Genomic DNA, 24,351 nt, shown 5'->3' with positions numbered 1-24,351 from the left:
CCCGGCGGCGTTCTTTCCGTCGGGCCAGGACGGATGACCAAGATCGTAGTTACCATGAGAGAGGAGCCTGACATGTCCAGAGTATCTGGAAAAGTTGCCTTCATTACAGGCGCAGGTCAGGGCATCGGCGAGGCAATCGCGCTGCGTCTGGCGGAAGATGGCTTTGCCGTTGCCTGCGCCGATCTGAACCTGAGCACAGCCACTAACGTTGCCGACAGGATCAACGCTGCTGGCGGCAAGGCCTTCGCTATCGAGGTCGATGTGGCCGATCGGGACTCGGTCTTCGCCGCGGTCGAAAAGTCGGCGTCGCAATGTGGCGGTCTCGACGTGGTGATCAACAATGCCGGTATCGCGCCGACGACGCCAATCGAAACGATCACCCCAGAAATTTATCGCAAGACGTTCGACATCAATGTCGGCGGCGTTCTGTGGGGCATCCAGGCTGCGGTAAAGACCTTCAAGGCGCTGGGTCACGGCGGCAAGATCATCAGTGCCTGCTCGCAGGCCGGCCATGTCGGAAATCCCGAGCTGGCCATCTACTGTGGTTCCAAGTTTGCGGTGCGCGGTATCACCCAGACCGCTGCGCGTGATCTCGCGCCGCTCGGAATTACGGTGAACGCCTACTGCCCTGGCATCGTCAATACGCCGATGATGCAGCAGATCGCGCAGGACGTCGCCGATAACGCCGGAAAGCCGTTCGATTGGGGCATGGCGCAGTTCACCAAAGGGATAGCCCTCCAGCGCATGTCCGAAGCCGCCGACGTCGCGGCGCTGGTATCCTACCTCGCGGGTCCGGATTCCGACTACATGACGGGCCAGTCCGTCCTGATCGATGGCGGCATGGTGTTCAATTAAACGCTGGGCATATCGGAACTGTCACTTCCGGCAAAGGCCTCCGGCCCCCGATCGCGCCCAGCCTTTCCGGGATTTTGCCGGTGAATTGTGAATTGCAGCCGCAGGATACACCGTTCTTTCCGTCTGGAGGACCTATGATTGAACTTGTGATCGACCAGCGCCGCCGCGATCTGGGAGGCGGTTTCGAAGTCGGGCGCGTCCTGCCATTCGCCAAACGGCGGATGATCGGCCCTTTCATTTTCTTCGATCACATGGGACCCGTCGATCTGCCGGCGGGCATACCAAAGGAGATGGACGTCCGGCCACACCCCCATATCGGGTTGTCGACCGTCACCTACCTTTACGAAGGAGAGGTCATGCACCGCGACAGCGTCGGTTCGGAGCAAGCGATCTTCCCCGGCGAAGTGAACTGGATGACGGCGGGCCGGGGCATCACGCATAGCGAGCGGTTCGAACGCGCGCGCAGCGAAGGCGGACGCGTGCACGGCATTCAGGCATGGGTGGCCCTACCCGAAGCCGACGAAGAATGCGATCCAACCTTCACCAACCATGGCCTGGGCGACCTTCCGACGTTCGAGGATCAGGGCCTCCGGGGCCGCCTCGTGGCGGGCAAGGCGCTCGGCCTGGAGGCGAATGTGAAAACCCACTCGCCGCTTTTCTACCTGCATTGGGACCTTGACGCCGGAGCGCGAACGGAACTGCCCGCCGACTATCCCGAGCGCGCGATCTATGTCACCGGCGGCGCGGTCGAAGTGGCTGGCCAGCGCATCGAAGCCGGGCGGATGGCCGTCCTGTCACCCGGTCGGACGGCTACGATTCAGGCGCTCGAACCATCTGTCGTCATGGCCATTGGCGGCGAACCGATCGGTCCGCGCTTCATCGACTGGAATTTCGTTTCTTCGTCGAAAGAACGCATCGTGCAGGCCAAGGCCGACTGGCGCGCGCAGCGCATGAAGCTTCCCGACCTCGATCATGACAGCTTCATTCCGCTGCCGCCTGATCCCGGTCATCCCGCCCCGGCAATGTCATGAGCAGTGAAACATCCGTGCCGGCCGCTCAAGTGATCGCACGCGTTGCCGGTACCATCGGTAAGCAGGATTATCGGGTGGACATGAAGGCGCAGCGCTACGTCCTTGTCGCCGATGAACGCAAGGCACTGGGCGGCGAGGATGCTGGGCCGGCGCCTTATGAATATCTGCTTTCAGGACTCGGTGCCTGCACCATGATGACCCTGCGCATGTATGCGGCGCGAAAAGGCTGGGATTTGCGCCAGGCGCATGTCGAATTGCGATTTATCCGCGAAGGCGAGGCAAGCCGCATCGAACGGGTTATCACGCTCGAAGGCGATCTGAGCGAAGAGCAGCGCGGCCGCCTTGCCGACATCGCCGAACGCACGCCGGTTACGCTGACGCTCAAATCCGGGGTCGTCATCGACACACAATTGCGAGACGCATGACGCGTCCGTAGCCAAGGAGACGGACCATGTTGGACTGGGTTGAGTATCGCAACGAGATTCTGGGTCGGATCGGCGAACTGGGCAAACTCAGCCCCGATACGCTCAAAGGCTATCAGACGCTTTCCGGGGCGGGCGCGAAAACCGGCCATCTCGACGGCAAGACGCGCGAACTGATCGCGCTGGCGGTCGCCGTGACGACCCGCTGCGATGGTTGCATCACCGTGCATAGCAAGGCGGCGCTGAAGGAAGGCGCAAGCCGGGAGGAGATCGCCGAAGCCCTGGGTGTCGCGGTGGCGCTCAATGCGGGTGCGGCACTGGTCTATTCGGGACGCGTGCTCGATGCGGTGGACAGCCACGACGGATAGCCGCGCGAGTTGGACGATTGGAAAGCGCAGGCGCCGTATCGACGCAAACCCTCGGTTCCCCCTCCAATATATGCATCATCCGCTTGGGGATGGGCGTGCGCTGCGCAATTGCCGAAACGGCAATCGGGTCCGTCGGCGAGACAACGGCTGCCAGTGCAAAAGCCACCGCAAGTGGCATTGCAGGGATCATCCAATGAATGAAGAATCCCATGCCGACGTCCGTGAAGATGACCAGGCCGAGCGCCAGTTCGACGACGGTCTTGCCATCCTTGAACAGCTCCTCGCGGGGAATGCGCTAGCCATCGAGGAACAACAGCGGTGGCAGGAATAAAAGGAAGAATATCTCAGGGTCGAGGGTAACCCGCTAGTCGGCGACCAAGCCGATCGCCGCGCCCAACGTGATCTGGAGCAGTAGCCGGGGCAAAGACAGAGGAACCATTCGGGAGAGCACGCCGCTCACGATCACGGTAAGCAGAAATAGAAGAACGATCGTGATGGTTTCCAATGGTCTCCTTCCCTGTCTTTCTATCTATGTTCAGCGCTTCCGAACAAACTCGGCGCGAAGGACAAGCCCTTTGATGCCCTCATATTTGCAATCGATTTCCTGAGGATCTCCGGTGAGCCGGATAGACTTGATAAGTGTACCGCGCCTCAAGGTCTGGCCCGCGCCCTTCACCTCGAGATCCTTGATCAGCGTGACCTGGTCACCATCGGCGAGGATATTTCCCACAGCGTCGCGTACCTCGACCTGGCTGGACTGGACGCGCCGCGCTTCCAGCTCCGAAGCCGGCATCCATTCGCCGGTTTCCTCGTCAAAGACATAATCTTCGTCACTCATCTTCTTCTCCATCACGATCAGGCATACTTTTCTCATCGAGAAGACTCGATGCGAGCGATTGTGCGTCCGCATAGTCGGCTGCGTAGAAGACCTTGCCGAAACCATCGCCCAGGCGCACGCGCTCGAGCATCGACCTTGGCTGAGGCTGCACGCCGGATAGAATGACCTTGGCACCGGCAATCCGGGCCTGCCGAATGAACTCCTCGAGCGCCTGAACTCCGCTTGCGTCGAGCAATGGAACAAGCCGCATCCGCAGAATAATGGCCCTTGGAGCCGCTCCCAGGCGGCGCAGAGTATCGAGGAGTTCGCCCGCCACACCAAAAAAGAACGGACCATTGATCCGGAAGACCTCAACACCCTCGGGCAAGGCTAGACGCTGATCGAGATCTTCTGAATCGAGGTCGGGATCCTGCTTGCCACTCGCATCGACCTCCACCGTTTCAGCCATGCGCGCCATGAACAGCAGCGAGGCCAATGTCACGCCGACGCCGATGGCCACCGTGAGATCGACGAGAACCGTCAGGCCAAAGGTCAGAAGGAGCACCGAGCGATCACTGTTGGGCATGCGCAACAGCGCGAGGAACCGCTCATACTCGCTCATACCCCAGGCGACCATGAAGAGGATCGCCGCCAGGGTGGCCATCGGCACGAATGCCATGAGATCGGTGGCGAACAGGATGAACAGCAGCAGGAAGACGGCGTGCATGATGCCCGCCACCGGCGTCTTCGCTCCTGAACGAATGTTGGTCGCCGTCCGCGCGATCGCGCCCGTGGCCGGAAGGCCGCCGAACAGCGCCGAGCCCAGGTTGGCGACGCCCTGTCCGATCAACTCCTGATTGGAACGATGCCGGGTTCCAGCCATGCCATCCGCCACCACGGCCGACAGCAGGGCCTCGATGCCCGCAAGGAAGGCAATGGTGAAGGCCGATGGCAGGACGGCATTGATCTTTGCCAACGAGATTTCGGGCAATGACGGCATCGGAAGGCCCGCCGGTATGTCCGGGAACCGCGATCCGATGGTGTCCACCGGGAGTTTGAGTAAGGCCACGGCAGTCGAAGTGACGAGTACCGCGATCAGGAAGCCGGGTAGCTTGGGCGCGAGCTTGCGCAGAGCGATGATGATCGCGAGCGCGCCTATCCCGACCGCTACGGTGGCTGCGCTGATCGTCGGAATCGCGCCCAGATAGGCCTGCCACTTGGGGATGAAATCGGCGGGCACCTTGTCGACTGAGAGGCCAAGAAAATCCTTCACCTGGCTCGAGGCGATGATCACGGCAATGCCGGCCGTGAATCCGGTCACCACCGGATGCGGAATATATTTGATGATCTGGCCGAGGCGGAAGACGCCTGCGAGAATGAGGATAAGTCCCGCGAGTAGCGTGGCGATGAGTAGTCCATCATAACCATGCTTGGCGATGACGTTGAAAATGACGACGACGAAAGCGCCGGTGGGGCCACCCACCTGAACACGCGAACCGCCAAGAGCTGAGATCAGGAAGCCGGCGACGACAGCCGTGATCAGACCTTTGTCGGGGGAAGCACCACTGGCGATCCCCAGCGCCATTGCGAGTGGGAGCGCCACGATCGCAACCGTCAACCCGGCAATGGTGTCGGCTCGGAAGGTCTTTGCAGTATAACCCTCGCGGAGCACCGTCGCGAGCTTGGGCCCGAAGGCCGCCTGGGTCATCGATTCGTTTCCTGCTCGGCAGAAACCTTGTCATAGAGAAGCGACGAGCCGCGGCCTGAGCGGACGCCATTGGCAGTCTCGCGCAGCCGGACCCCTCGACCAACCCCTGTGCTTGGCGCGTTTTCCCCGAGTAGCTCGATGCCTGCGCCCTCCAGCGCGGTGATGACCTTCACCAGCGTATCGACCACGCCCCGCACCTGCCCTTCCGACGCTTCCATCCGCTGAATGGTGGGAAGCGACAGGCCGGCCAGTTCCGCGAGCTGACGCTGATCCAGGCCGAGAAGGGCCCGTGCGGCCCGCAATTGCTGTGAGGTAATCATTCGCACTCCTGATGTATTAAACATCAAATATCACGCTTAACAATTTAGAAGATGGTTGTATATATGCAATATGCCACTTAGTGATTCACCGTGTGCCGGTCACCCAACCGCCGCTCAACCGAGTGCGCCCAGCGCCCATGCAAGCGGTCTCAACGCCCATTTACGCCTGATGCCGCAGACGGGCGAATATCGGGCGGTCCTGACCTTCCATGATGTGGAGAGGCATCTCGGTGAGGCTGCTCTCACCCCTTTGGAAGCATCCATGCTTCTATCCGAAATAGCCCATGTCCTCGCGGACGGTGACCATCAGGTTTCGCGATCGGGTTTGGAACGGAACTGATGACGATCGAGGACAAAAGGCGAAGCCGCAGGCTCAAGACGCGCGCGACCGGCGCGGCGCCGATGTCTTCGGCCGCTCTTTCGGAATCCGCGGCTGCGACACTACTCGATCGCCGCCGGCGTCCCAAGCTCAAGCTCAAACTACCCTCGGACCTACCGCCAGGCGAGGTTTGATCCTTCGCCCTTCCATGACTGACCTGAGAGGCCTCGCATACAATGACTCTGACGCTCACCGTTCCGGACTTGGCGATCAAACCCGGCGCGAAACTTCATGAGAATCTCGATGTTCCCGCATTGACCGAAATCGCGTTGCGGCGCGGCGAGGCCCGCCTGTCCGAGCATGGTGCGCTGGTGGTCGAGACCGGGAGGAACACCGGGCGTGCCGCGCAGGATAAGTTCGTCGTTCGCGACATTCTCACCAAGGACGAGGTCTGGTGGGGCCCGTCGAACAAACCGATGGCGGGGGAAGCCTTCGCTAACCTGCGTGGGGATTTCCTGAAGCACCTCGAGACGCTCGACGACGTCTTCGTCCAGGATCTCTTTGGCGGATCGCAGGCGGAATATCGGATCGGCGTCCGCGTCGTTACCGAGCTCGCCTGGCATTCGCAGTTCGTGCGGACCATGTTGGTGCGGCCAACGGAATCCGAGCTCCTGCACTTCGCAGCCGACTACACGATCATCGACTTGCCGAGCTTTCGGGCCGATCCCGAGCGTCACGGCTGCCGTTCGGAAACAGTCGTCGCCGTTGATTTCATGCAGCGCCTGATCCTGATCGGCGGCACCGGTTATGCCGGCGAGATGAAGAAGGCCGTATTCTCGGTGCTGAACTATGTCCTGCCGCAGCGCGGTGTCATGCCGATGCACTGCTCGGCGAACATCGGTCCAGACGGTGACACCGCGATCTTCTTTGGCCTGTCGGGCACCGGCAAGACCACGCTGTCCGCCGATGCTTCGCGCACGCTGATCGGCGATGACGAGCATGGCTGGTCCGACACCGCCGTCTTCAACTTCGAAGGCGGCTGCTATGCCAAGATGATCCGCCTCTCGGCCGAGGCTGAACCCGAGATCTATGCGACGACCCGCCGCTTCGGCACCATTCTGGAAAACGTCGTGATGGATCCGGAGGCACGCAGCCTCGACCTCGACGATGCCTCGCTCGCCGAGAACAGCCGCGGGGCCTATCCGATCCACTTCATCCCAAATGCCTCCGCCGACAATATCGGGCCGGTTCCGAAGAACATCATCATGCTGACGGCCGATGCCTTCGGCGTGTTGCCGCCGATCGCCAGGCTGACGCCCGAGCAGGCGATGTACCATTTCCTGTCGGGCTACACGGCCAAGGTGGCGGGCACCGAACTCGGCGTGACCGAACCCGAGGCGACGTTCTCGACCTGCTTCGGCGCGCCGTTCATGCCCCGTCACCCCAGCGTCTACGGCAACCTGCTGCGCAAGCGCATCGCCAAGGGCGGTGTCGATTGCTGGCTGGTCAATACGGGCTGGACCGGCGGCCAGTACGGAACGGGCTCGCGCATGCCGATCAAGGTTACACGCGCACTGCTGGGCGCCGCGCTTTCGGGTAAGCTCATGGAAGCGAATTTCCGCACCGATCCCAATTTCGGGTTCGAGGTTCCTGTCGAAGTCGATGGCGTTGAAACCCAGATCCTCGATCCGCGCGCTACCTGGACCGATGAGCACGCCTACGATCTCGCCGCACGGAACCTCGCGGAACGGTTCCGCAGAAACTTCACGCAATTTGTCGCCCACGTTGATGAAAGCATCCGCGCCGCTGCGCCACCCGGGATCTTCGATGCCTGATTTCATGGCTTCGCCGTTCGACGGCCCCCCACCAAAGTCCAATGCCATGCCCATCCAGGAAGCCGACACACCCATGGGGCCGCCCGCACTTCCGTCCTCGGGATTGGAGGCCATGGTGCGCGGCGCTCGCGGCCGTTGTCCACGGTGTAAGGAGGCGAAGCTTTTTCTGCGCTTCCTCAAGCCGCGGGCGCATTGCCCGCGGTGCGGGCAGGATTGGACCCATCAGCAGGCGGACGATTTTCCGGCCTATGTCTCGATCCTGATAACCGGGCACCTGATGGCCCCGCTGATCATCGCCCTCGTGCGCGACGCGGGATTGTCGGTCGCCGCGATGGTCGCGATCATCGTTCCGCTCGCCATGGCCTTGATGATCGGGCTGCTCCAGCCTGCCAAAGGCGCCATTATCGCCCTGCAGTGGTGGTTCGGCATGCACGGCTTCGTGAGGGAGCGCCCCGCTGTAGTCGATGGGGAACCCGGGTCATGATCGAGGTCCGGCCGCTGGTCGGCACGGAAGTTCGCGAGGCGGTGGAGCTTTGACAAGCCTGCGGCTTGACGCGCCCCTGGAACGATCCCGTCGCCGATGCGCAGCAAGCCCTTGAGGGGAAGTCCTCGACGATCATCGCCGTATTTGCGAATGATCACCTGATCGGCACGGCGATGACAGGTTGGGACGGCCATCGCGGGTGGATCTACTATTTGGCTGTTGAGAGCGATTTCCGCCGCTGGGGCATCGCCCGCAAGCTCGTCCGGGCATGCGAGGATTGGCTCGCCCAACATGGCGCTCCCAAGGTTCAATTGATGGTCCGGGCCGAAAACAAAGAGGCTGCGCGGTTCTGGGAAGCGATCGGTTATGCGGAGGAGACCTTTCGCGTCTTCTGCCGAAGGCTTCGTTCACGCGCCGGATGAGGGCGTCCGTGCGGCCGCGACATGGAGAACCCAACGAGCCCCCCTTCCGGCTGCGAGGCATGCGAATACGCGGTCGAAAATGGGCGAGACGGCCCCCACGGACTGGAAGAAACCTATGGTGCTTGCGACATGACCTCACGTCCCAACCTCAAGCCGACGCTGCGCAACGGGGCATTCTATCTGACCCGCATGAATGCGTCCCTGGCACAAGCTACGATCAGTTGTGAAATGGTCTGCATCACAACGCTTCCCATGATGCGCCGAGATGGTCCAGCTTGAACGGGCGGCGGAAAGCGCTTATGTGTATCCATGAGGAAAGGATACACATCGTGCGGACGAATATCGTGATCGACGACGATCTCATGGCTATGGCACTTCGCGCCACCGGCATCAAAACCAAGCGCGAGGCAGTCGAGGCAGGTTTGAGGTTGCTTCTGAGGCTCCAGTCGCAGGCGCAGCTTCGCAGCGCGCGCGGCAAACTCGCTTGGGAAGGCGACCTTGATGCGATGCGCTCGGACGGATGATCCTCGTTGATTCGAGCGTCTGGATAGACTTCTTTCGCGGCACGGCGTCACCTCAGGCCGAGCGGCTTGACGTGCTACTAGGCAAGGAGCCGTTGCTGATTGGCGACCTTATTCTGGCCGAAGTGCTGCAAGGTTTCACCAGCGAGCGCGATTTCAATCACGCGCATCGATTACTTGGATCGCTCGACCTGATCGAGATCGGCGGGCGCGACATAGCCGTGCAGGCGGCACGCAATTTCCGCACGCTCAGGAGCCTGGGTGTGACGATCCGAAAGACGGTCGACACCTTTATCGCGACGCGCTGCATCGAAGATGGCTTATCCTTGTTGCATTGCGACCGCGATTTTGCCCCCTTCGCAGAGCATCTAGGGCTCGAGTCCGTATGCTGATTGGTGCTCGGTCATGTTGGACGGTACGTTCCATCTTGCTTGCATGACCCGCCGGAGCGCCTAGCGCATCCGCTCGAACCGGAAGCGCAGCGGTGTCACGCCCGCTGTCTCACGAAACCTCACCGCGAAATGGCTCTGACAGGCGAAGCCCACCGCGAAGCTGATCTGGGCAATGGACATATCGGTTGTGATCAGCAGGACTTTGCCGCGCTCGATCCTGCGATTGAGGATGAAGCGATGCGGGCGCATCCCCGTGGGGTCAGGAACGCCGCGCTGTAATGCCGGAATAGTAGATCCGCCATAGACCAGCAGGCTCGCGTCCGAAATGAACGTGGAATAGTAGTCCGGCTAACAGCCGTGACCGCCGGTCACCAACTGGAACAAATATTCCTCCACGACTTGCCCGTCTTTCCACCGGGCGATCGTCGCCATGGTGCTGCCGTCGTTGAACACGCCGGTGACCGCTGTCCAGTCGCCGGCGCCGATGCGGATAGGATGGCCCTCGATCTGGTTGTCCGGGTTGGCCTTCAGATAGTCCTGGGCCCACGTGACATGGTTGTCGATATTCTCGGTGTGCTGGCCGAAGCCGCCAACGATCACGTCCTTTCCGTGGAGTTGCCGGAACAGGTCCCAGTCCCGCTTGTTCCAGCCCTCGAAATCCAGCCTGTCGAACAGCGCGAGATTCTTCTCCGCTTTTTCGCTGTCGGCGGCTTTAACGGATTGAGACGTTTTTGAGTGGTCCGCGATCATTCAGACTCCTCCATTGACCTGGCCCGGTCATTCGGATCGTAGATGGTTCCAGCGAGCAGGACCAGCTTCGAATCCCTGTTGCGGCAGGCGCCAATTTGCAGCGGATCGACCTGTCGTTAGCCCATGTTGCCATCGGTCAGGTCGCCTTCGGCATCGCCCTTGAGCGCCGCGCGGGCTCAGGCATGAAATCTCTGCCGATACTCAGTGGGCGAAAGGCCGACGATGCGCAGGAAGATTTTTCGGAAGGCGCCAGGATCGGCATAACCGACCTCCCACGCCACCCGCTCCACCGGCAATTGCCCGAACTGGAGCAGTTCCTGCGCCTTGGCGACGCGCAGGCGCTGGGCATAATCGGTCGCGGTAAGGCCCGTCGCTTTCTGGAACCGGCGCAGAAAGGTGCGCTGCTCCAGACCGGCCTCATCCGCCAGAACCGACAGCCGCGCCTCCTTGCCCTCATTGGCTTGCAGCAAATGCTGCGCTTTCAGGATCGCGGCGTCGCCATGGTTCAGGCGCGGCACGAAGCCGCTATAGTAACGCTGCTCGCGCCCCGGCGGATCGATCAGCAGCATCCTCGCCGTCCTGGCCATCACGACGGGGCCGAGAAAGCGCTCGACCAGCTTGAGCCCGAGATCGGTCCAGGCCATCAGCCCTCCGGCCGAGATGATGTCACCGCCGTCGATGATCAGCCGGTCGGTATCGAGCGGCACATCGGGGAACCGATCTCCGAACGCTGCGGCGAGGGTCCAGTGGGTCGTCACCGCGCGGCCCGCCAACAGGCCGGTTTCGCCCAGCAGGAAAGCGCCGGCGCAGATGGAGGCCAGCACCGTGCCTTCGCCATGCCGTTCGCGCAGCCAGCCCGCCAGCGGCATCGCGGCTTCGCTAACAATCGGCGGCTCCAGCGAAGGCGGCAGGATCAGCACGTCGCAGCGCGTCTGCTCGGGCGGTGGAGCCGCGCCGTCACTGTCAAAGACCGCCACTGGCGTTGCCGCTCCATCCGCTTGCAGATGACGCATGCGAAGTCGGGGCGCTTCGGCATTGGCGTCCCGCGCGATACGGCCGGCGAGTTCGAACAGATCGGTCAGCCCAAGAACCGCCGACACCTGCGCGCCAGGGTAAAGGACGATTCCGATCCGCGCGTCCGCCATATGTCGTTATTGCCCCTGATTCTGTCGATTGTGCCAATGGCCGCGACCATTACTCCGAACCATATTGGGTGCAAGCAACATACACTCGAAAGGACCCCATCATGTCGAAACGCGCCATCCTCGTCGTCGATTTGCAGAACGAATATTGGCCCACAGGCAAATTCCCGCTGGTGGGGATCGACGCCGCCGCCGCCAATGCCGCTCGCGTCATCGCTCATGCCCGCGCGCAGGGCGATCTGGTGGTCCATATCCGCCATGAGATGCCCGGCGGCCCGATCTTCGTGCCCGGCACCGACGGGGCGGAAATCAACGCGACCGTTCTTCCGCAGGGCGACGAGCCGATCATCACCAAGAACTTCCCCAATTCCTTCCGGGAAACCGGGCTGGACGCTCTCCTCAAGCAACAGGGCGTCGAGGAGACCGTCGTGATCGGCGCCATGAGCCATATGTGCGTGGACGCCACCACGCGAGCGGCCAATGATCTGGGCTACGGCACCGTCACCATCCACGATGCCTGCGCCACCCGCGATCTGGAGTTCGACGGCGTCACCGCGCCCGCCGCCCAGGTCCATGCCGCGCTGATGGCGGCGCTGGCCTTCCTCTATGGCGAGGTGATCAGCACCGACGCGTTCATCGCGCGCTGAGGCGGCATCACCGCCAGGACGCCCTGTCGGGTAAAGCAATGGATTGCCTGCCGGTGGTCCATTGCTTTACACGCGCTTACGCTCGATGGCGCGGGGGATGCGACACTCACGCCTCTCTGCTAGAGCCGTCCGCACTCCATAAGCAGGCTCACCGCGGTCTCGAGCCGGTCAGGCGTCGGCTCGGGCGGATTGCCCTGCCGTGTCGTGCCTGGCGTCAGCGACCACCCGCCTTCATCCATGACAATGCGCAGGCGCAGGATTGTCTTCCCCCGGTTGCGCGCATCGGCCAGGCCCCGACCCACGGACCAATAGGCGTGCTGCGCCATGATCCAGATGTCGAGCATGCGGCCCACGAAGCCCGTTGGCGGCAGATCCCGCCAACGCTCGGCTTCCCTCTTCGCCCGGCTGAGCGGCAGCCGATCGGTGTTTTCGAAGGGATGGGCCTGGCTGGGGGCCTCCCGCAGGCAAAGCTTCAGGCCAGCGACGATGGCGCTGGGAAGACGGTCCTGATCGCGCAGGGCAGCCTGCAGCGAGCGCAGGTGTGCAACGGGATTTGCAGTGTCGCTCGAGGCGAGAAGCCAGGCTTCGGCCTTTTCCGGCAAGGAACCTTCGTCCAGCGCACTGATGAAGACCTGGGCAAGCTGCGCCGTCGACAGAGAACGGGACATGAGTTGGCCGATGGACCAATAGAACAAGCCTTCGAGGCAAAGGCGGAACAATTGCCGGACCTGCACGGCCCGCCACTCATCCGCCGCCGCGGGACGATCCTCGGACGCGTTCCACGCCTCGGCCCGATCGGCCATGCGTAGCCTGATATCCTCGTAGGTCGCCTCCTCGTCCCCAAGGTCCGCGAAGGCCGCCTGTATCAGCGCAATGCCCTTCTGGCGCGCCGGCGCTGCGCGTTCGCCGCCGAGCCGGGCAAACATGGCTTTCGCCTCGGTTGCCCTCGGCTCCTCAAGCGCCCAGAGCTTGCCCCAGCGTTCCGCGTCCGACCGCTCGACGACGACGCTGCCGAAACGGTTGAACGCCTCGTGCCCCAGCTCGCTCTCGAAGCGCTTTTCGAAAGCGTCGAGCACGGCGTCGAGCGACGGATCGGGTTGGAAAATGCCAGCCGCGCCCTCGACCGGGAGCAACCAGCCCATTGTGCGCAGGCTGGGGCCGTAATTCAGCGGGGAGATGAGACCCGTCGAATAACGACGCATGTTGCGGCGAGCTGCCCACTCATCTCCGCCAAACCGATACTTCGCGGTGTCGAGCAAGGAGCGCATAGCCTGCGCTCCTGGTATGTCGGCGCGAGGATCGATCAGGAACTGGGACCACGCGTAGATCGCCTCGATCCGATCCACGAAATCGCGCAAGTCCTCGGGAGCGGCGCTCTGCTTCTTTCCGCGCTCCAGAATATGCCGCACGCGCCGCCAGGCCCAGGCCATCAGCGTATAGGGACGGATGTGGCTGGCGACATTGTTGAGATCAGGCAGGACGCGGTCCATCAGGCCGAAGTTGATCTGTCGCAGCCCGAGCGGATCGACGCCGCCGAAATCGACCTTGCTTTTGTCGACTGGGCGCGGCTCGCCAGCACCGCGCGCTATTTCGAGAAGTGCGCTCAGATCGGCCATGGTCAGCAATCCGGATTGAGCAGCACGCGGCCGCAACAGCTCGTCACGCCCCGCAGCCGCAAGTCTTCACCGGCCGCGAGTGGCAGCCGCATGTTGCACCGCGGGCAGGACGGGTGGAATCGCTCGAGTACGATCAGCTTGGCGAATGACGACGGTGCTCTCAGTGCCCGGTCCAGTTGCGGCCAGTGGTGCGAGGAGATGAGGCTGTCATAGCCGCTTGGGGGACCTCTGTTTTCGGCGGCGGCGAGATAGGCGCCGATCTGCTCACCCATCGTCCGCGCGATCAGGACTTCGCCAAGGAAATGGCCCAGATCGATGCCGGCTCCGAGCAGCGCCATGAATGCCGGAATGCTCTCCGGCGTGACCGACAGCAATGCCGGATCGATGCCGCGCCGGAGAAAATAGCGACGCGCTCTGATCGCGTTCTCATCTCTCCGGCCGGCCGCATGGTGCAAGAGAGCAGAGGCGATGGCGAGGTCGCCTTCGGGACCATCGAACGTGGCAATCTGCGGCAGCACCTTGTCGAGCCATAGCTGCACTTTTCCGCGTGGCGGTCGAATCCGGTCGGCGAGGAAATGCGAGAGCGATAATGCCATGAGCGCATTGCGTCCCTCGGCCGCGGGCGCGAGCATCGTGGTCAGAAGTTCGTCGAAGATCTGCAGCGATCTATGGTTCGCCGCCTCTTCGGATCTCGCACGCTTCTCCCGCTCCTTGTCGTCCTCATCGTCGTCGTCGTCGGTCTCGCCTCCGCCGCCCCAGGGACCGCGCGACTGGGTGAAGGCGGCACGGATCAAGGCCATGGCGTGCCGCCACACCGACAATGTCTCACCTCCTTCCGCACTTCCGCCAGGGCGACCGCCGAAGCCAGCGGCTGTGAGATCCGCGAGCGTCACCATCCCTTCGGCCGCACCTGCCTCCCCGGACCGACCGCCGCCCATAGTCGGCGAGGCCGGCATCCGGTCCGGGTCCTCGCGGAACCAGGCCAGGATGGCGGCGACATCGCCTGGCGTCTCGGTGCCGGCGAGCATCGCCATGAGGCGAGGCGCGATCGATCCCGTGCGCCGGATGAGTTCGAGCGCGGCCGCGATCGAGACGAAGCCCTCCCACCGCTTTTCGCCGCGCTCCAAAGCGAGGATCAAGCGGCCGTTCTCCCAGCTTTCAAGCTCGATGCCGTGCGCCGCCAACTCGAACGTCCCGTCTGCGCCGATCCGGACCGTTCCCAGCGCGTGCGACGATCGCGGCGTTCGCAGGAAGGCTTCCGCGGTGCCCGTCAGTCGCGGTGCGAGCACTCGTCCCCTGATCGTCTCGCCTTCGAGCGAGGCGCTCAGGATACCGAGCGAAGGCAGGGCGGCATCCGTGTCGTCCGGTTCGCCGGCTGTCAGGCGGCTTGGCGCAATGCCCTTGGCCGTGACCCAATAGGCCTTGGCGCCGCGCTGGATGCGCAGAACGCTGGCCTCGACATTTCGTCCGAACAGGCCGGCATGGGTCATATTCGCGCTGCCGCTGAGCACCAGCCGGCCCTTGCGGCAGACAAGTTCGAGCGACTTGGCATGGAGAGGCCGGTCATCGTCGCCGAACGCCTCCGCCGCATTGACCGCGTTCCACCGGGGGCCGCCATCGAAGGGCCAGGCGTTCGATCCCTGTCCATGCACCGTTCCGGCCGGATGGGCATGCAGATCGCCCCGGTCGATGCCCAGCAGGGCCGCCAGCGCATCGAGGCCTTCGCCGCGCAGATCATAATAGGGCGAAACGGCCGTCATGCGCGTCACGCCGCCGAGATCCTCGGCATGAAGAGCCAACTGCTCGGCGATCGCGCCGTCGAGACTATGCAGCAGATGGATAGCGCCGCTTCGCGCCTGGCCCTGTGCCGATCGCCGTAGCGCCGCGGCAATGGCCTCGCACGCCGGTCCGCCCATCGTCACGACATGATCGGATCCCGCGAGTTGCTCGAAGAAGCCGGCGGCGTCATCGAAGGCGTCGGCCGCGAAGCTCGGATGGAGATGCTCGACGAGTTCGAGATTGCCGCCCCATCCGGCAAATGTCAGGTTTCCCGAGCCGACGAGCAGATGGGCATCGTCATCGGCGAACAGCGTGCCGATCTTCGCGTGGAACACGCCGTGGCCGGCGCAGGCGACGGGCTCGATCTCATAATCGCGCCCCACCCTGCGTGCCCCTTCCTCGCTGAGGCCCGCGCGAATACCTTCAGGATCGGCAAGGATCAGCGCATTGCGGCCACCGCCCCGCAGCAAGGCATCAAGCAGCACCGCCTCGAAGAAGGAGAGCGACAGCGCATAGGTTGTAAAGGCCGCGCGCTGCCACGGCGCGGCCGAAATCAGATCGAGCGGATTCACACGCACCCCCTTGCTGCCCAAGCGTAGTCGTCCGCCAGTTCGCCGAAAGTAAATTCCGAACTCGGGCCGGTGTCCTGCTCTTCCCGGGACGATCATTTTGCATGAACATGGCCCCTACTTTCGGCGATGCCTCCTTCTGGCCGGCAAGCCGAGATGGACCCGAGGGGCTTGACCGGATTCCGCGTCATCCTGCGCGCGGGGAATCTACGCAATCCTGCCTGGCGCTACATGTGCGCGGCGTTGACCCATAGGTGAGTATAGATGCTCGCAACGTAGCCCAGGGCGATAGCCCAGGACCATCGAAGATGGTTCATGAAGGTATAGTGGTTGCGCACTATGCCCATCAGCACGATGCCGGCCGCGCTGCCGATGGACACCAGGCTGCCACCAACGCCCGTGCTGAGCGTGATGAGCATCCACTGGCCGCTCGACATGTCGGGGTTCATGGAAAGTACGGCGAACATCAGAGGAATGTTGTCGAAGGCGGCGCCGAGCACGCCGATCGCGATGTTGGCGGTGGTCGGCCCCAAATCGCCGTAGAGATAGCTCGATGCCAGCGCGAGATAGCCGACGACGCCCAGCCCTCCGACGGCGAAGATGATGCCGAAGAAGAAGAGGAGCGTGTCCCATTCGACATGGCGCATGACCCGAAAGGAGTCGAAAGCGATCGTGTCATCGCCTCGGCGGCGGCCGAGCGACTGCAGAACGTAAGCGTACATCTGCAGATATCCGAGGCCCAGCATCATCCCCATCGCTGGCGGCAGTCCGATGACGCTCTTGAAAAGGACGGCCGTTGCGATCGTCGCGAGGAACAGCAGGATGACCACGGCTCCTCCGGTCTTGAGCCGCGTTGTCGCGCTCACCGGTTCCGGCGCTCCTTTGGGCACGCTGAAATGCATGAACACCCCCGGCACGAGGAAATTGACGAGCGAGGGAAGGAAGAGGCTGAAGAACTCGAGAAACTGCAGCTTGCCCTTTTGCCATACCATCAGCGAGGTGATGTCGCCGAACGGCGAGAAGACGCCGCCCGCATTGGCCGCTACGACGACGATGATGCAGCCCATCACGATGAATTGATAGCTGCCCACCCCCACGGCCACCACTACGGCGCCCAGCACCAGCGCGGTTGTGAGGTTGTCGATGATGGGCCCGAAAACGAATGCAAGGCCGCCAACAAGCCAGAAAAGCTGCCGATAGGTGAGATTCCGGCTGACGAGCGTGGATCTGAGCGCGTCGAACACGCGCCGTTCGCGCATCGTGTTCACATAAGTGATCGCCACGATGAGGAACAGCATCAGCTCGCCATAGTCGAGGATGACGTGCTTGGCGGCGGCTTCGAGCGTGGCGCTTTCGCCGCGGGCCGCATAGACGATGCCGAGCAGCGCCCAGATGATGCCAGCCGCCAGCATCACCGGTTTCGACTTGCGCATGTGCGTCGCCTTCTCGATGGCCACAAATCCGTAGGCGACGAAGAAGATCAGCAGCGCCAGATAGCCGACCGGATGACGGGTCAGATCAATGAGAGAAGCCGTGCCCTGCGCATAGGCCGGGGCGGCGACGAGGGAAGGGAGCACGAGCGCAGCCAGGAGCCACAACCGGCGGCGAACGCGCTTCATCTTATCTCCTTTCGATATGTCGCATCCGGAACCGGTCTTTCCGGTCAAACATGTTCATCGCGGCCTGGGTCCCCACTCCGATCCGCGGCGCGCGGGATGCCGCTCAGGAACTCTTTCAGGTCCATCGGGAAGGGAAAGACGATCGTCGAACTGCGTTCGTTCGCGATGACGTTGAGAGTGGAGAGGTAGCGAAGCTGCATCGCCTCGGGCCGCTGGCCGAGGATCTGGGCGGCTTCGAGAAGCTTTTGAGCGGCTTGCTGCTCGCCTTCGGCATTGATGATCTTGGCCCGCCGCTCGCGTTCGGCTTCGGCCTGGCGGGCGATCGCACGAACCATCGATTCGTCGATGTCGACATGCTTGATCTCGACATTGGCGACCTTGATCCCCCAGGCGTCGGTCTGGGCGTCGAGGATCTTCTGGACGTCGGCATTGAGCTTGTCGCGCTCGGCCAGCATGTCGTCGAGCTCGTGCTTGCCGAGGACCGAGCGCAGCGTCGTCTGGGCAAGCTCGCTGGTCGCCTGCATGAAGTTCTCGACCTGGATGGTGGCCCGCTCGGGATCGATCACGCGGAAATAGATCACCGCGCTGACGCGGACGGAGACGTTGTCGCGCGAGATCACGTCCTGCGTCGGGACGTCGAGGACGACGGTCCTCAGATCCATGCGGACCATCTGCTGGACATAGGGGACGAGAAGGATGAGGCCCGGTCCCTTGACGGCGGTGAACCGCCCGAGGGTAAACACGACGCCGCGCTCGTACTCGCGCAGGACCTTGATCGCCGCCGTGAGGAACAGGAGCACGAGGATGACGGCCGGAATGTAATAGGCCAAGCTGTTCAGCATGTTCATCCTATGTCTCCTTGGATTGTTCTGAAAAAGGGGCGGGCGCCGCCTCGACCGGCGTCACATCGAGCGTCAGGCCGTCGAGATTTGCGACCTGTACGGCCGCGTCGGGGGCGATGTCGTGGTTGCTCGCCGCCTGCCAACGCTCGCCATGGACGAAGACATGACCTCGGCCGTTGCTCCAGTCGAGGACGGTCCCCGTCGCGCCGATCAGCTGTTCGCGGCCGCTGACGATCTTTCGTCGCTGCGAGGTGAATGCGAGACGCGCGAACACGACGGTGATCGCCAGGCTCGCGACCGCGACCGCGCCGATGGCGGGCCAGCTGAGCTGGAACTGCGGGACATCGGTGTCGATCAGGATCGTGCCGCCAAGCATGAACGCGACCACTCCGCCGATGCCCAATATCCCGAACGATGGCGAGAAGGCCTCCGCCGCCATCAGTCCGATCCCGAGGAGAATGAGCGCCACGCCGGCGTAATTCACCGGCAGGGCCGCAAACGCATAGAACCCGGTAAGCAGGCAGATCGCGCCGATCGTTCCGGGGTAGAGCGCGCCGGGGTTCATGAATTCGAACATCAGGCCGTAGATGCCGATCATCATCAGGATCAGTGCGATGTTGGGGTCGGTGATCGCGCTGAGAAACCGGGTGCGCCAGTTCGGCGGCGCATCGACGAGGGTGAGATCGCGCGTCGCAAGCCTCACCTCGCGCCCTGCGGCGGTAACCGTTCGGCCATCGACCTGCGCCAGCAGATCGGCGCGGTCGCGGGCGACGACATCGATGACGTTCTGCTCGCGCGCGGCATTCGCCGAGAGGCTGGCGGCCGTACGAACGGCCGCTTCCGCCCAGTCCGCGTTACGTCCCCTGAGCTCGGCCAGCGATCGGATATAGGCGATCGCGTCGTTTCTGGCCTTGGCTTCGCTTGCCCCTTCGGATCTGGGAGCAGCTTCCTTGCCCTTTTCCGTTTCGCCGGGCGGCGCGGAGAAGGGGCTGCCGCCGCCGATCTGGACCGGCGTGGCGGCTCCCAGGTTCGTGCCGGGCGTCATAGCGGCGATATGGCTCGCATAGAGGATATAGGTGCCGGCGCTGGCTGCGCGGCTGCCGCTTGGACTTACATAGGTCACTACCGGTACGGGAGAGCGCAGGATCGCCTGAATGATCTCGCGCATCGCGCTGTCGAGACCGCCGGGCGTGTCCATCTGGATGACAACGATCGCCGCGTGACCGGCGGCGGCGCGCTCGAGACCGTGGGTGATGTAGTCGGAGGTCGCCGGGCCGATGGCGCCATCGATGAACAGCACCGGAGCCGTGCGCTTGGCTTGTGCCGTACCGGGCGATGTCCACGCCGCCAGCGCACCAAGAAGCAGAAGGGCAAGGGCGATGCCGTGCCGCCAAGGGCCGAAGGCTGGCCAACTCCGTATGACGTCGCACCTCCTTTCCAAAGGTCCTGTGCATCGATGACCGACGCTTCTCACTGGCTGGACCGCGCGGGCCGGCATGCCGGTGCTCAGGAACGTCGCTCCCAAACCCATATCACATCAGGTGTCCAAAGTCTGGTCCCGAGCAGTTGTCCAACGGCCACATCGCTCCGAGTATCGGAGCTTGGATAGGCGCTTTCCATTCTGCCACAGCTCGGCGGGAAAGGCAGAACTGTGGCGATTTGCCAATTGGAGCGCACTCGCCGGATCCGCGGCATCGAATTGTATTGTCTCAGTCGGTCCATCGTCGGACGATCGGATGACCAGCTGGAAAACCGGCATGGTACCACCTTAACATTGCCGGACGACATCACCTCGAAGTTCAACTCGATCCGGCAGGGAACGAACTTGGTTCAAACGAGGGGCCTACGCTATTTTTGGGTGCGAAGAGCCCAGGCATCCTCCTCGCAATAGCCTACAGTCGAGGGCGGTTCGCCGCACCTAAAAAAGTCATAGGAATCGGGCATCTATCCGTGCGGACTATGCCGCCTTGTCAGGGCTTGCGGCCAGCGCCATGTTCAATCTGACATGTTGTCATCAGGCAGGTGTCGGATGACAGGGAATGCTCACTCAAGCAGAAGGCCAATCGATGAATAGCATGAAGGACCGCCAGGAAGGCTTTGAGAGGAAGTTCGTCCTGGACGAGGATACGAAGTTCAAGGCCATGGCGCGCCGCAACAAGCTGCTGGGGCTGTGGGCGGCTGAAAAGCTCGGAAAAACCGGTGCTGACGCCGAAGATTATGCGAAAGAAGTGGTGCGCGCGGACTTCGAGGAAGCCGGCGATGACGACGTGCTGCGCAAGGTGCGCGCCGACTTCGAGGCGGCCGGCGTAGCGCAGTCGGACCTGCAGATCCGCGGCGCAATGGATGAGCTGATGGCGACCGCGGCTGAGCAGGTCAAAAATAGCTGAACGCATTGCTTCCAGCGGCCGCCGGCGAAGCGGGGATCAGTGCGCACGCAATGTGGAGTTCAAGCCTGCTGAAGAGCAGAACCCGGGCGGTATCCACGCCGCCCGGGTTCCGATGCGGTCCAGCGAGCGAACTGCTGAACCCTGTGCTAGATCATTTGGCTGTTTTGTCGCTCGCGGCGGCCGCGTCGGAAGCAGCCGCGCTGGCGTCCACCGCCGCGTCACTCGCGTCGTTTGCCGCCTCGGAGGCTTCGGCGCCGGCTTCGAGCGCTTCGCCGGCATTGTCCTTCTTGCAGGCCGCGAGCGACAGCGCTGCCGCTGCAATCGAGATGCCAATGACGGTCCGTTTCATCATATTCCCCACCTATATCGAGAGCTCTGGGACGCGCAGCGATATCGTGGGCTGCCCACCCAAGCACCTAAAAATACTATAGTAGAAATATGGCCCTTACCGACTTGAAGGCGCCGCCGCGCCCGGCCGCCCGCCGGTATGTGGCCAGAAGCCTCAGGCTTGATCTTGCACGATCAAACGATAACCCACGCCAGGCTCAGTTATGATCAATTCTGGTTCGGACGGGTTCTCTTCCAGCTTTTGTCGCAGCAGCCCCATGTAAACGCGCAGATATTGAAGGTCGGATGTGGAACCTCCCCAACCGGCGTGCAGCAAGCGCTTGTGCGTGACGACATGCCCGCCATTTCGAGCAAGCGCATGAAGCAGCATGTATTCCTTGGGCGAAAGCCTGATCTGCGCGCCCATCAGTTCGACCCTGCGCCTGGCGAAATCGACGCGCAGCGGCCCGGATTCAAAGGCCTCGGCATTGGCCGTAAAGGTCTGGGACCGGCGAACGGCGGCGCGGATACGCGCCATGAGCTCGCCGATCTCGAAGGGCTTGTTCACATAGTCATCCGCGCCTTCATCGAGCGCTTCGATCTTCTCAGCTTGCTGATGCCGGGCCGAAATCACGATGATCGGCACCTGGCTGGACTTGCGGATAATGCGGATGACATCCTTGCCATCCATATCGGGCAGGCCGAGGTCGAGCAGGACGACGTCGGGGTCCTGCGCGACGACGCCGCTGATCGCGGCGTTGCCATCGGTTGCCACCGACACCGTGCAGCCGGCCGCCTTGAGCACGGGTTGCAGCACGGCGATGAGCGCGGGCTCATCGTCGACGAGCAAAAGATGCCCCTCCATCATGTCGCCGTCTCCTCGACAATCGGTAGCCGAATGATCACGGATGTTCCCCGGCTCCCGATCACCGGCGATCTGATTTCTATCGAACCGTCGAAGGCTTCGACGAAGCCTTTGGCGATCGCAAGGCCGAGTCCGCTGCCTTGCGAGGCTTCGCTGCGCCTTGCGCGGTAGAAGCGCTCGAAGACTCGTTCCTGCTCGGCTTTGGCAATCCCGCGTCCCTGATCGGTGATTGTCAGTGTGCAACCGTTCCGATCGGCTTCGCTATGGATGAGCACCGTCGTGCCCGCTTCGCTGTAAAGCAGAGCATTCTGAATGACGTTCGTCAGCGCCAACTCGAACAAGGCCGTGTCGGCAAGCACCAGGATAGGGCGCCGAGGCAGGGAGACCTGGATGTCATGGCTGGCGGCACGGGCCCCTAGGCGCTGTAGGACCGAGCGTACCATATCATGGACGGAAAGGACTTGCCCTTCGATGTTCGTTCCGCTGGACTGCAGGCGGCTCAGCTCCAGAAGATTGGCGGTGAAGCGGTTGAGCCGGTCGCATTCATCGACGATGCCAAGCAGAAGATTGCGCGACGTTTCAACGTCCAGCTCGCTTTCATATGTCACGAGGCTCGATGCGGCGGCGCTGATCGCGGTGAGCGGCGTTCGCAAGTCATGGCTGACCGAGGATAGGAGGGCCGATTTCAATTCCTCCGTGCGGGCGTTGGCCTGGTTTTCCGAGATCACCGCGGCGAAGCGGGCGCGCTCGAGTGCCAAGCCGGCGACCTGCGCCAGCGCGAGCATGAAATTGTGATCGAACCCCGATCTGGCGGCCTCGTCGCTGACGAGAAGCCCAACCGTCCCGGTGCGTCCCGGCAAGGCGTAGCCGGTAAATCCTTCCTGGCTGAAGGCCTCCAGTCCGCTTTCGAAGCTGTGCTGGGCAAACTCAATCCAGACCTCATCGTCCGGACTGTCGCCCACCGGGATGGCCATGTCCTGGGTCCACCGATAGAGACCGAGTTTGTTGCCAGCGCGTGCGGGGATACGCGCTTTTAGGGCGTCCGCCACCTCGGCTTCGTTGGCCGCCCGCTGGAGAAAACGGCTCGTCTCCAGCAAGCTCTGCAATTGCAGATTGGTCTTCTCCAGCTGGAACGACTTGTCCCTCAGGCGCCCCGCGAGAAGTCCGGAGACGATCGCGCACGCCGTGAAAATGAGCGGCGGCGCCAGGTCGGCCCCGCTGGCAATGCGGAACGTGAGCACCGGATCGGCCAGAAAGAAATTGAAGATTGCCGATGCAAGGACGGCGCAGACCAATGCGGGGGTGAGGCCCGACGTGGCCCCGACCAGCGTAATCCCCAACACGAAGATCAATCCCGACGATACTTCACCGCCCAGAAGCGGCTGCATCGCAATTCCCAGGATCGACGTGACGGTCAGAATGATCGCCGGCAATCGCCAATCACCGAAGCGGAGTGCCAAACTCGGCTGCAACTTGACCGCGAGTGTCGGCTGGCTTTCGACTTTCATGTCAGGGACAACGGCTTCCATGCATAAAAACAGCCCATAATGCCTGCCGCGCCCAAGACTCGGCTATCAAGTGGTGCGGAACCTCTGGTCAGAAGATCGGGACCATGAACGGAAAGCTTGGTGTGGCCATGCTTGCTCTTGGTAGCCCAGCGCGTTCGACTTGTGGCCAGAAGAATGTTGCTGCTGCGGCGGGGTTGCTCCCACCGCCTGGCGGCGCGCCGGTCGAAAGCGCCGAGTACGATGCAAATCGCGTGTACACCGGCCCCGGGAGCAGGCCGACCTGCGCCGCGTCGCCGGAAGCGACAAAATCCTGTTCGATCTGGATTCCTGTGGTATCGATGAAAGCGACAGGGAACCTGTGCCCCCCGCGATCAAGACCAGAACAGTAGAGGGACTATGATGAACGCAGTACCATAGCGACCGCGGGTGCAGGCGGAGCGCTCACAGGAGAGGGGCTGTCAGTAAGAAACGAGTGTCCAGATCAGCTGTGTTCCCATCGTCATGAACAGCAGCGCCAATCCGATGGCGGCACGCACGTGCGATTGCGTGGTCTGGCGCGCACGCGCCTCTGCTGAGGATGGAGTGTACATAGCTGACTGGGTCCTTTTGCCATGAACGCAGTTTCGACCGCTAAAGCCTCTCAACCTATTCGCAATTATACGCAGTGCGTGTCTTGTCCCGAGTGAGATGGCGCTCCGGTCAGAAGCTCTGTTCCGATCTCGTTGCGGAGCCAATCCATCGAGCGATCCTGGGAAGGGCTGGCGGGACTGTCCTTCAAGCGGAAGCCAAAGGCCAGCGATGACAGG

Annotated in this window: 26 protein-coding genes and 1 pseudogene; 12 read left to right on the top strand and 15 right to left on the bottom strand. The window is 62.6% G+C overall.

Features of this window, described 5'->3' with window-relative positions; genetic code table 11:
- Nucleotides 1-33 precede the first annotated feature (33 nt).
- From PYV00_RS23630 to PYV00_RS23615, 4 genes are all read left to right on the top strand, one after another.
- Nucleotides 34-855, top strand: coding sequence for a (S)-acetoin forming diacetyl reductase (locus tag PYV00_RS23630; protein WP_275230793.1), 822 nt, complete (start codon nucleotides 34-36; stop codon nucleotides 853-855).
- A 134-nt stretch (nucleotides 856-989) separates the two neighbouring features.
- Nucleotides 990-1,886 (top strand): pirin family protein, encoded by an 897-nt coding sequence (locus PYV00_RS23625; protein WP_275230846.1) that lies wholly within the window; start codon nucleotides 990-992, stop codon nucleotides 1,884-1,886.
- Complete coding sequence (locus PYV00_RS23620) at nucleotides 1,883-2,311, top strand: OsmC family protein (protein ID WP_275230792.1); 429 nt, start codon at nucleotides 1,883-1,885, stop codon at nucleotides 2,309-2,311. Before PYV00_RS23625 ends, PYV00_RS23620 begins: the two co-directional genes overlap by 4 nt.
- Before the next feature lie 26 nt (nucleotides 2,312-2,337).
- The gene (locus PYV00_RS23615; protein ID WP_275230791.1) at nucleotides 2,338-2,676 is read left to right on the top strand and encodes a carboxymuconolactone decarboxylase family protein; all 339 of its coding nucleotides are present in this window, start codon (nucleotides 2,338-2,340) and stop codon (nucleotides 2,674-2,676) included.
- Nucleotides 2,677-2,731: 55 nt separating this feature from the next.
- Here the strand turns inward: PYV00_RS23615 and PYV00_RS23610 are convergent.
- The 4 genes and pseudogenes from PYV00_RS23610 to PYV00_RS23595 all read right to left on the bottom strand — a co-directional run.
- A pseudogene (locus tag PYV00_RS23610) lies at nucleotides 2,732-3,181 on the bottom strand (cation:proton antiporter); the annotation flags it as partial.
- A gap of 30 nt (nucleotides 3,182-3,211) precedes the next feature.
- The gene (locus PYV00_RS23605) at nucleotides 3,212-3,514 is read right to left on the bottom strand and encodes an alkylphosphonate utilization protein (protein WP_275230790.1); all 303 of its coding nucleotides are present in this window, start codon (nucleotides 3,512-3,514) and stop codon (nucleotides 3,212-3,214) included.
- Complete coding sequence (locus tag PYV00_RS23600) at nucleotides 3,507-5,201, bottom strand: SulP family inorganic anion transporter (RefSeq protein WP_275230789.1); 1,695 nt, start codon at nucleotides 5,199-5,201, stop codon at nucleotides 3,507-3,509. Before PYV00_RS23600 ends, PYV00_RS23605 begins: the two co-directional genes overlap by 8 nt.
- Entirely contained in the window at nucleotides 5,198-5,521 is a 324-nt protein-coding gene (locus PYV00_RS23595) for a helix-turn-helix domain-containing protein (RefSeq protein WP_275230788.1), read from the bottom strand. Before PYV00_RS23595 ends, PYV00_RS23600 begins: the two co-directional genes overlap by 4 nt.
- 555 nt (nucleotides 5,522-6,076) lie before the next feature.
- Here PYV00_RS23595 and PYV00_RS23590 point away from each other — a divergent pair.
- The 5 genes from PYV00_RS23590 to vapC all read left to right on the top strand — a co-directional run bounded on the left by PYV00_RS23590 (nucleotide 6,077) and on the right by vapC (nucleotide 9,494).
- Nucleotides 6,077-7,675 carry a phosphoenolpyruvate carboxykinase gene (locus PYV00_RS23590; protein ID WP_275230787.1) on the top strand — a complete coding sequence of 533 codons (1,599 nt, stop codon included), beginning with the start codon at nucleotides 6,077-6,079 and terminating at the stop codon, nucleotides 7,673-7,675.
- Between the two features lie 46 nt (nucleotides 7,676-7,721).
- A complete protein-coding gene (locus PYV00_RS23585; RefSeq protein ID WP_428981682.1) occupies nucleotides 7,722-8,159 on the top strand; it encodes a DUF983 domain-containing protein in 438 nt (145 codons plus the stop codon).
- A gap of 65 nt (nucleotides 8,160-8,224) precedes the next feature.
- Nucleotides 8,225-8,581 (top strand): GNAT family acetyltransferase, encoded by a 357-nt coding sequence (locus PYV00_RS23580; RefSeq protein ID WP_275230786.1) that lies wholly within the window; start codon nucleotides 8,225-8,227, stop codon nucleotides 8,579-8,581.
- Between the two features lie 329 nt (nucleotides 8,582-8,910).
- The gene (locus tag PYV00_RS23575) at nucleotides 8,911-9,105 is read left to right on the top strand and encodes a type II toxin-antitoxin system VapB family antitoxin (protein ID WP_275230785.1); all 195 of its coding nucleotides are present in this window, start codon (nucleotides 8,911-8,913) and stop codon (nucleotides 9,103-9,105) included.
- Complete coding sequence (vapC, locus tag PYV00_RS23570; RefSeq protein ID WP_275230784.1) at nucleotides 9,102-9,494, top strand: type II toxin-antitoxin system VapC family toxin; 393 nt, start codon at nucleotides 9,102-9,104, stop codon at nucleotides 9,492-9,494. Before PYV00_RS23575 ends, vapC begins: the two co-directional genes overlap by 4 nt.
- A 60-nt stretch (nucleotides 9,495-9,554) precedes the next feature.
- Here the strand turns inward: vapC and PYV00_RS23565 are convergent, their stop codons facing one another.
- The 3 genes from PYV00_RS23565 to PYV00_RS23555 all read right to left on the bottom strand — a co-directional run bounded on the left by PYV00_RS23565 (nucleotide 9,555) and on the right by PYV00_RS23555 (nucleotide 11,344).
- Nucleotides 9,555-9,782 (bottom strand): helix-turn-helix transcriptional regulator, encoded by a 228-nt coding sequence (locus PYV00_RS23565; RefSeq protein ID WP_275230844.1) that lies wholly within the window; start codon nucleotides 9,780-9,782, stop codon nucleotides 9,555-9,557.
- A gap of 60 nt (nucleotides 9,783-9,842) precedes the next feature.
- Entirely contained in the window at nucleotides 9,843-10,244 is a 402-nt protein-coding gene (locus tag PYV00_RS23560) for a hypothetical protein (protein ID WP_275230783.1), read from the bottom strand.
- A gap of 176 nt (nucleotides 10,245-10,420) precedes the next feature.
- Complete coding sequence (locus tag PYV00_RS23555; RefSeq protein WP_275230782.1) at nucleotides 10,421-11,344, bottom strand: GlxA family transcriptional regulator; 924 nt, start codon at nucleotides 11,342-11,344, stop codon at nucleotides 10,421-10,423.
- 146 nt (nucleotides 11,345-11,490) lie between these two features.
- On the opposite strand from PYV00_RS23555, the gene PYV00_RS23550 reads away from it, so the two are divergent.
- Nucleotides 11,491-12,033 carry a cysteine hydrolase family protein gene (locus PYV00_RS23550; protein WP_275230781.1) on the top strand — a complete coding sequence of 181 codons (543 nt, stop codon included), beginning with the start codon at nucleotides 11,491-11,493 and terminating at the stop codon, nucleotides 12,031-12,033.
- 119 nt (nucleotides 12,034-12,152) lie between these two features.
- Here PYV00_RS23550 and PYV00_RS23545 read toward each other — a convergent pair whose 3' ends face one another.
- Both PYV00_RS23545 and PYV00_RS23540 read right to left on the bottom strand, forming a co-directional pair.
- Nucleotides 12,153-13,649 (bottom strand): septum formation inhibitor-activating ATPase, encoded by a 1,497-nt coding sequence (locus PYV00_RS23545; protein ID WP_275230780.1) that lies wholly within the window; start codon nucleotides 13,647-13,649, stop codon nucleotides 12,153-12,155.
- Nucleotides 13,650-13,651: 2 nt separating this feature from the next.
- Nucleotides 13,652-15,565 (bottom strand): hypothetical protein, encoded by a 1,914-nt coding sequence (locus tag PYV00_RS23540; RefSeq protein ID WP_275230843.1) that lies wholly within the window; start codon nucleotides 15,563-15,565, stop codon nucleotides 13,652-13,654.
- Between the two features lie 9 nt (nucleotides 15,566-15,574).
- Here PYV00_RS23540 and PYV00_RS23535 point away from each other — a divergent pair, with 9 nt between their 5' ends.
- Nucleotides 15,575-16,027, top strand: coding sequence for a hypothetical protein (locus tag PYV00_RS23535; RefSeq protein ID WP_275230779.1), 453 nt, complete (start codon nucleotides 15,575-15,577; stop codon nucleotides 16,025-16,027).
- A gap of 197 nt (nucleotides 16,028-16,224) precedes the next feature.
- Here the strand turns inward: PYV00_RS23535 and nhaD are convergent, their stop codons facing one another.
- From nhaD to PYV00_RS23520, 3 genes are read right to left on the bottom strand one after another with little or no spacing between them, the layout of a single operon-like run.
- Nucleotides 16,225-17,616 (bottom strand): sodium:proton antiporter NhaD, encoded by a 1,392-nt coding sequence (gene nhaD / locus PYV00_RS23530; RefSeq protein WP_275230778.1) that lies wholly within the window; start codon nucleotides 17,614-17,616, stop codon nucleotides 16,225-16,227.
- Between the two features lie 44 nt (nucleotides 17,617-17,660).
- Nucleotides 17,661-18,464 (bottom strand): slipin family protein, encoded by an 804-nt coding sequence (locus PYV00_RS23525; RefSeq protein ID WP_275230777.1) that lies wholly within the window; start codon nucleotides 18,462-18,464, stop codon nucleotides 17,661-17,663.
- A gap of 1 nt (nucleotide 18,465) precedes the next feature.
- A complete protein-coding gene (locus PYV00_RS23520) occupies nucleotides 18,466-19,758 on the bottom strand; it encodes an NfeD family protein (RefSeq protein ID WP_275230776.1) in 1,293 nt (430 codons plus the stop codon).
- Between the two features lie 775 nt (nucleotides 19,759-20,533).
- On the opposite strand from PYV00_RS23520, the gene PYV00_RS23515 reads away from it, so the two are divergent.
- The gene (locus PYV00_RS23515) at nucleotides 20,534-20,845 is read left to right on the top strand and encodes a DUF1476 domain-containing protein (protein WP_342803840.1); all 312 of its coding nucleotides are present in this window, start codon (nucleotides 20,534-20,536) and stop codon (nucleotides 20,843-20,845) included.
- 151 nt (nucleotides 20,846-20,996) lie between these two features.
- Here the strand turns inward: PYV00_RS23515 and PYV00_RS23510 are convergent, their stop codons facing one another.
- From PYV00_RS23510 to PYV00_RS23500, 3 genes are all read right to left on the bottom strand, one after another.
- Nucleotides 20,997-21,194 (bottom strand): hypothetical protein, encoded by a 198-nt coding sequence (locus tag PYV00_RS23510; protein ID WP_275230774.1) that lies wholly within the window; start codon nucleotides 21,192-21,194, stop codon nucleotides 20,997-20,999.
- A 153-nt stretch (nucleotides 21,195-21,347) separates the two neighbouring features.
- Complete coding sequence (locus PYV00_RS23505; RefSeq protein WP_275230773.1) at nucleotides 21,348-22,040, bottom strand: response regulator transcription factor; 693 nt, start codon at nucleotides 22,038-22,040, stop codon at nucleotides 21,348-21,350.
- Nucleotides 22,037-23,566 (bottom strand): sensor histidine kinase, encoded by a 1,530-nt coding sequence (locus PYV00_RS23500; RefSeq protein ID WP_275230772.1) that lies wholly within the window; start codon nucleotides 23,564-23,566, stop codon nucleotides 22,037-22,039. The genes PYV00_RS23505 and PYV00_RS23500 overlap by 4 nt, the downstream gene beginning before the upstream one ends.
- Nucleotides 23,567-24,351: the final 785 nt, after the last annotated feature.

Source organism: Novosphingobium album (ex Liu et al. 2023) (assembly GCF_029076845.1).
Classification (GTDB): Bacteria; Pseudomonadota; Alphaproteobacteria; order Sphingomonadales; family Sphingomonadaceae; genus Novosphingobium.
Note: the sequence above shows the minus strand (reverse complement) of the source record. Positions and strands in the feature narration are given on the sequence as shown.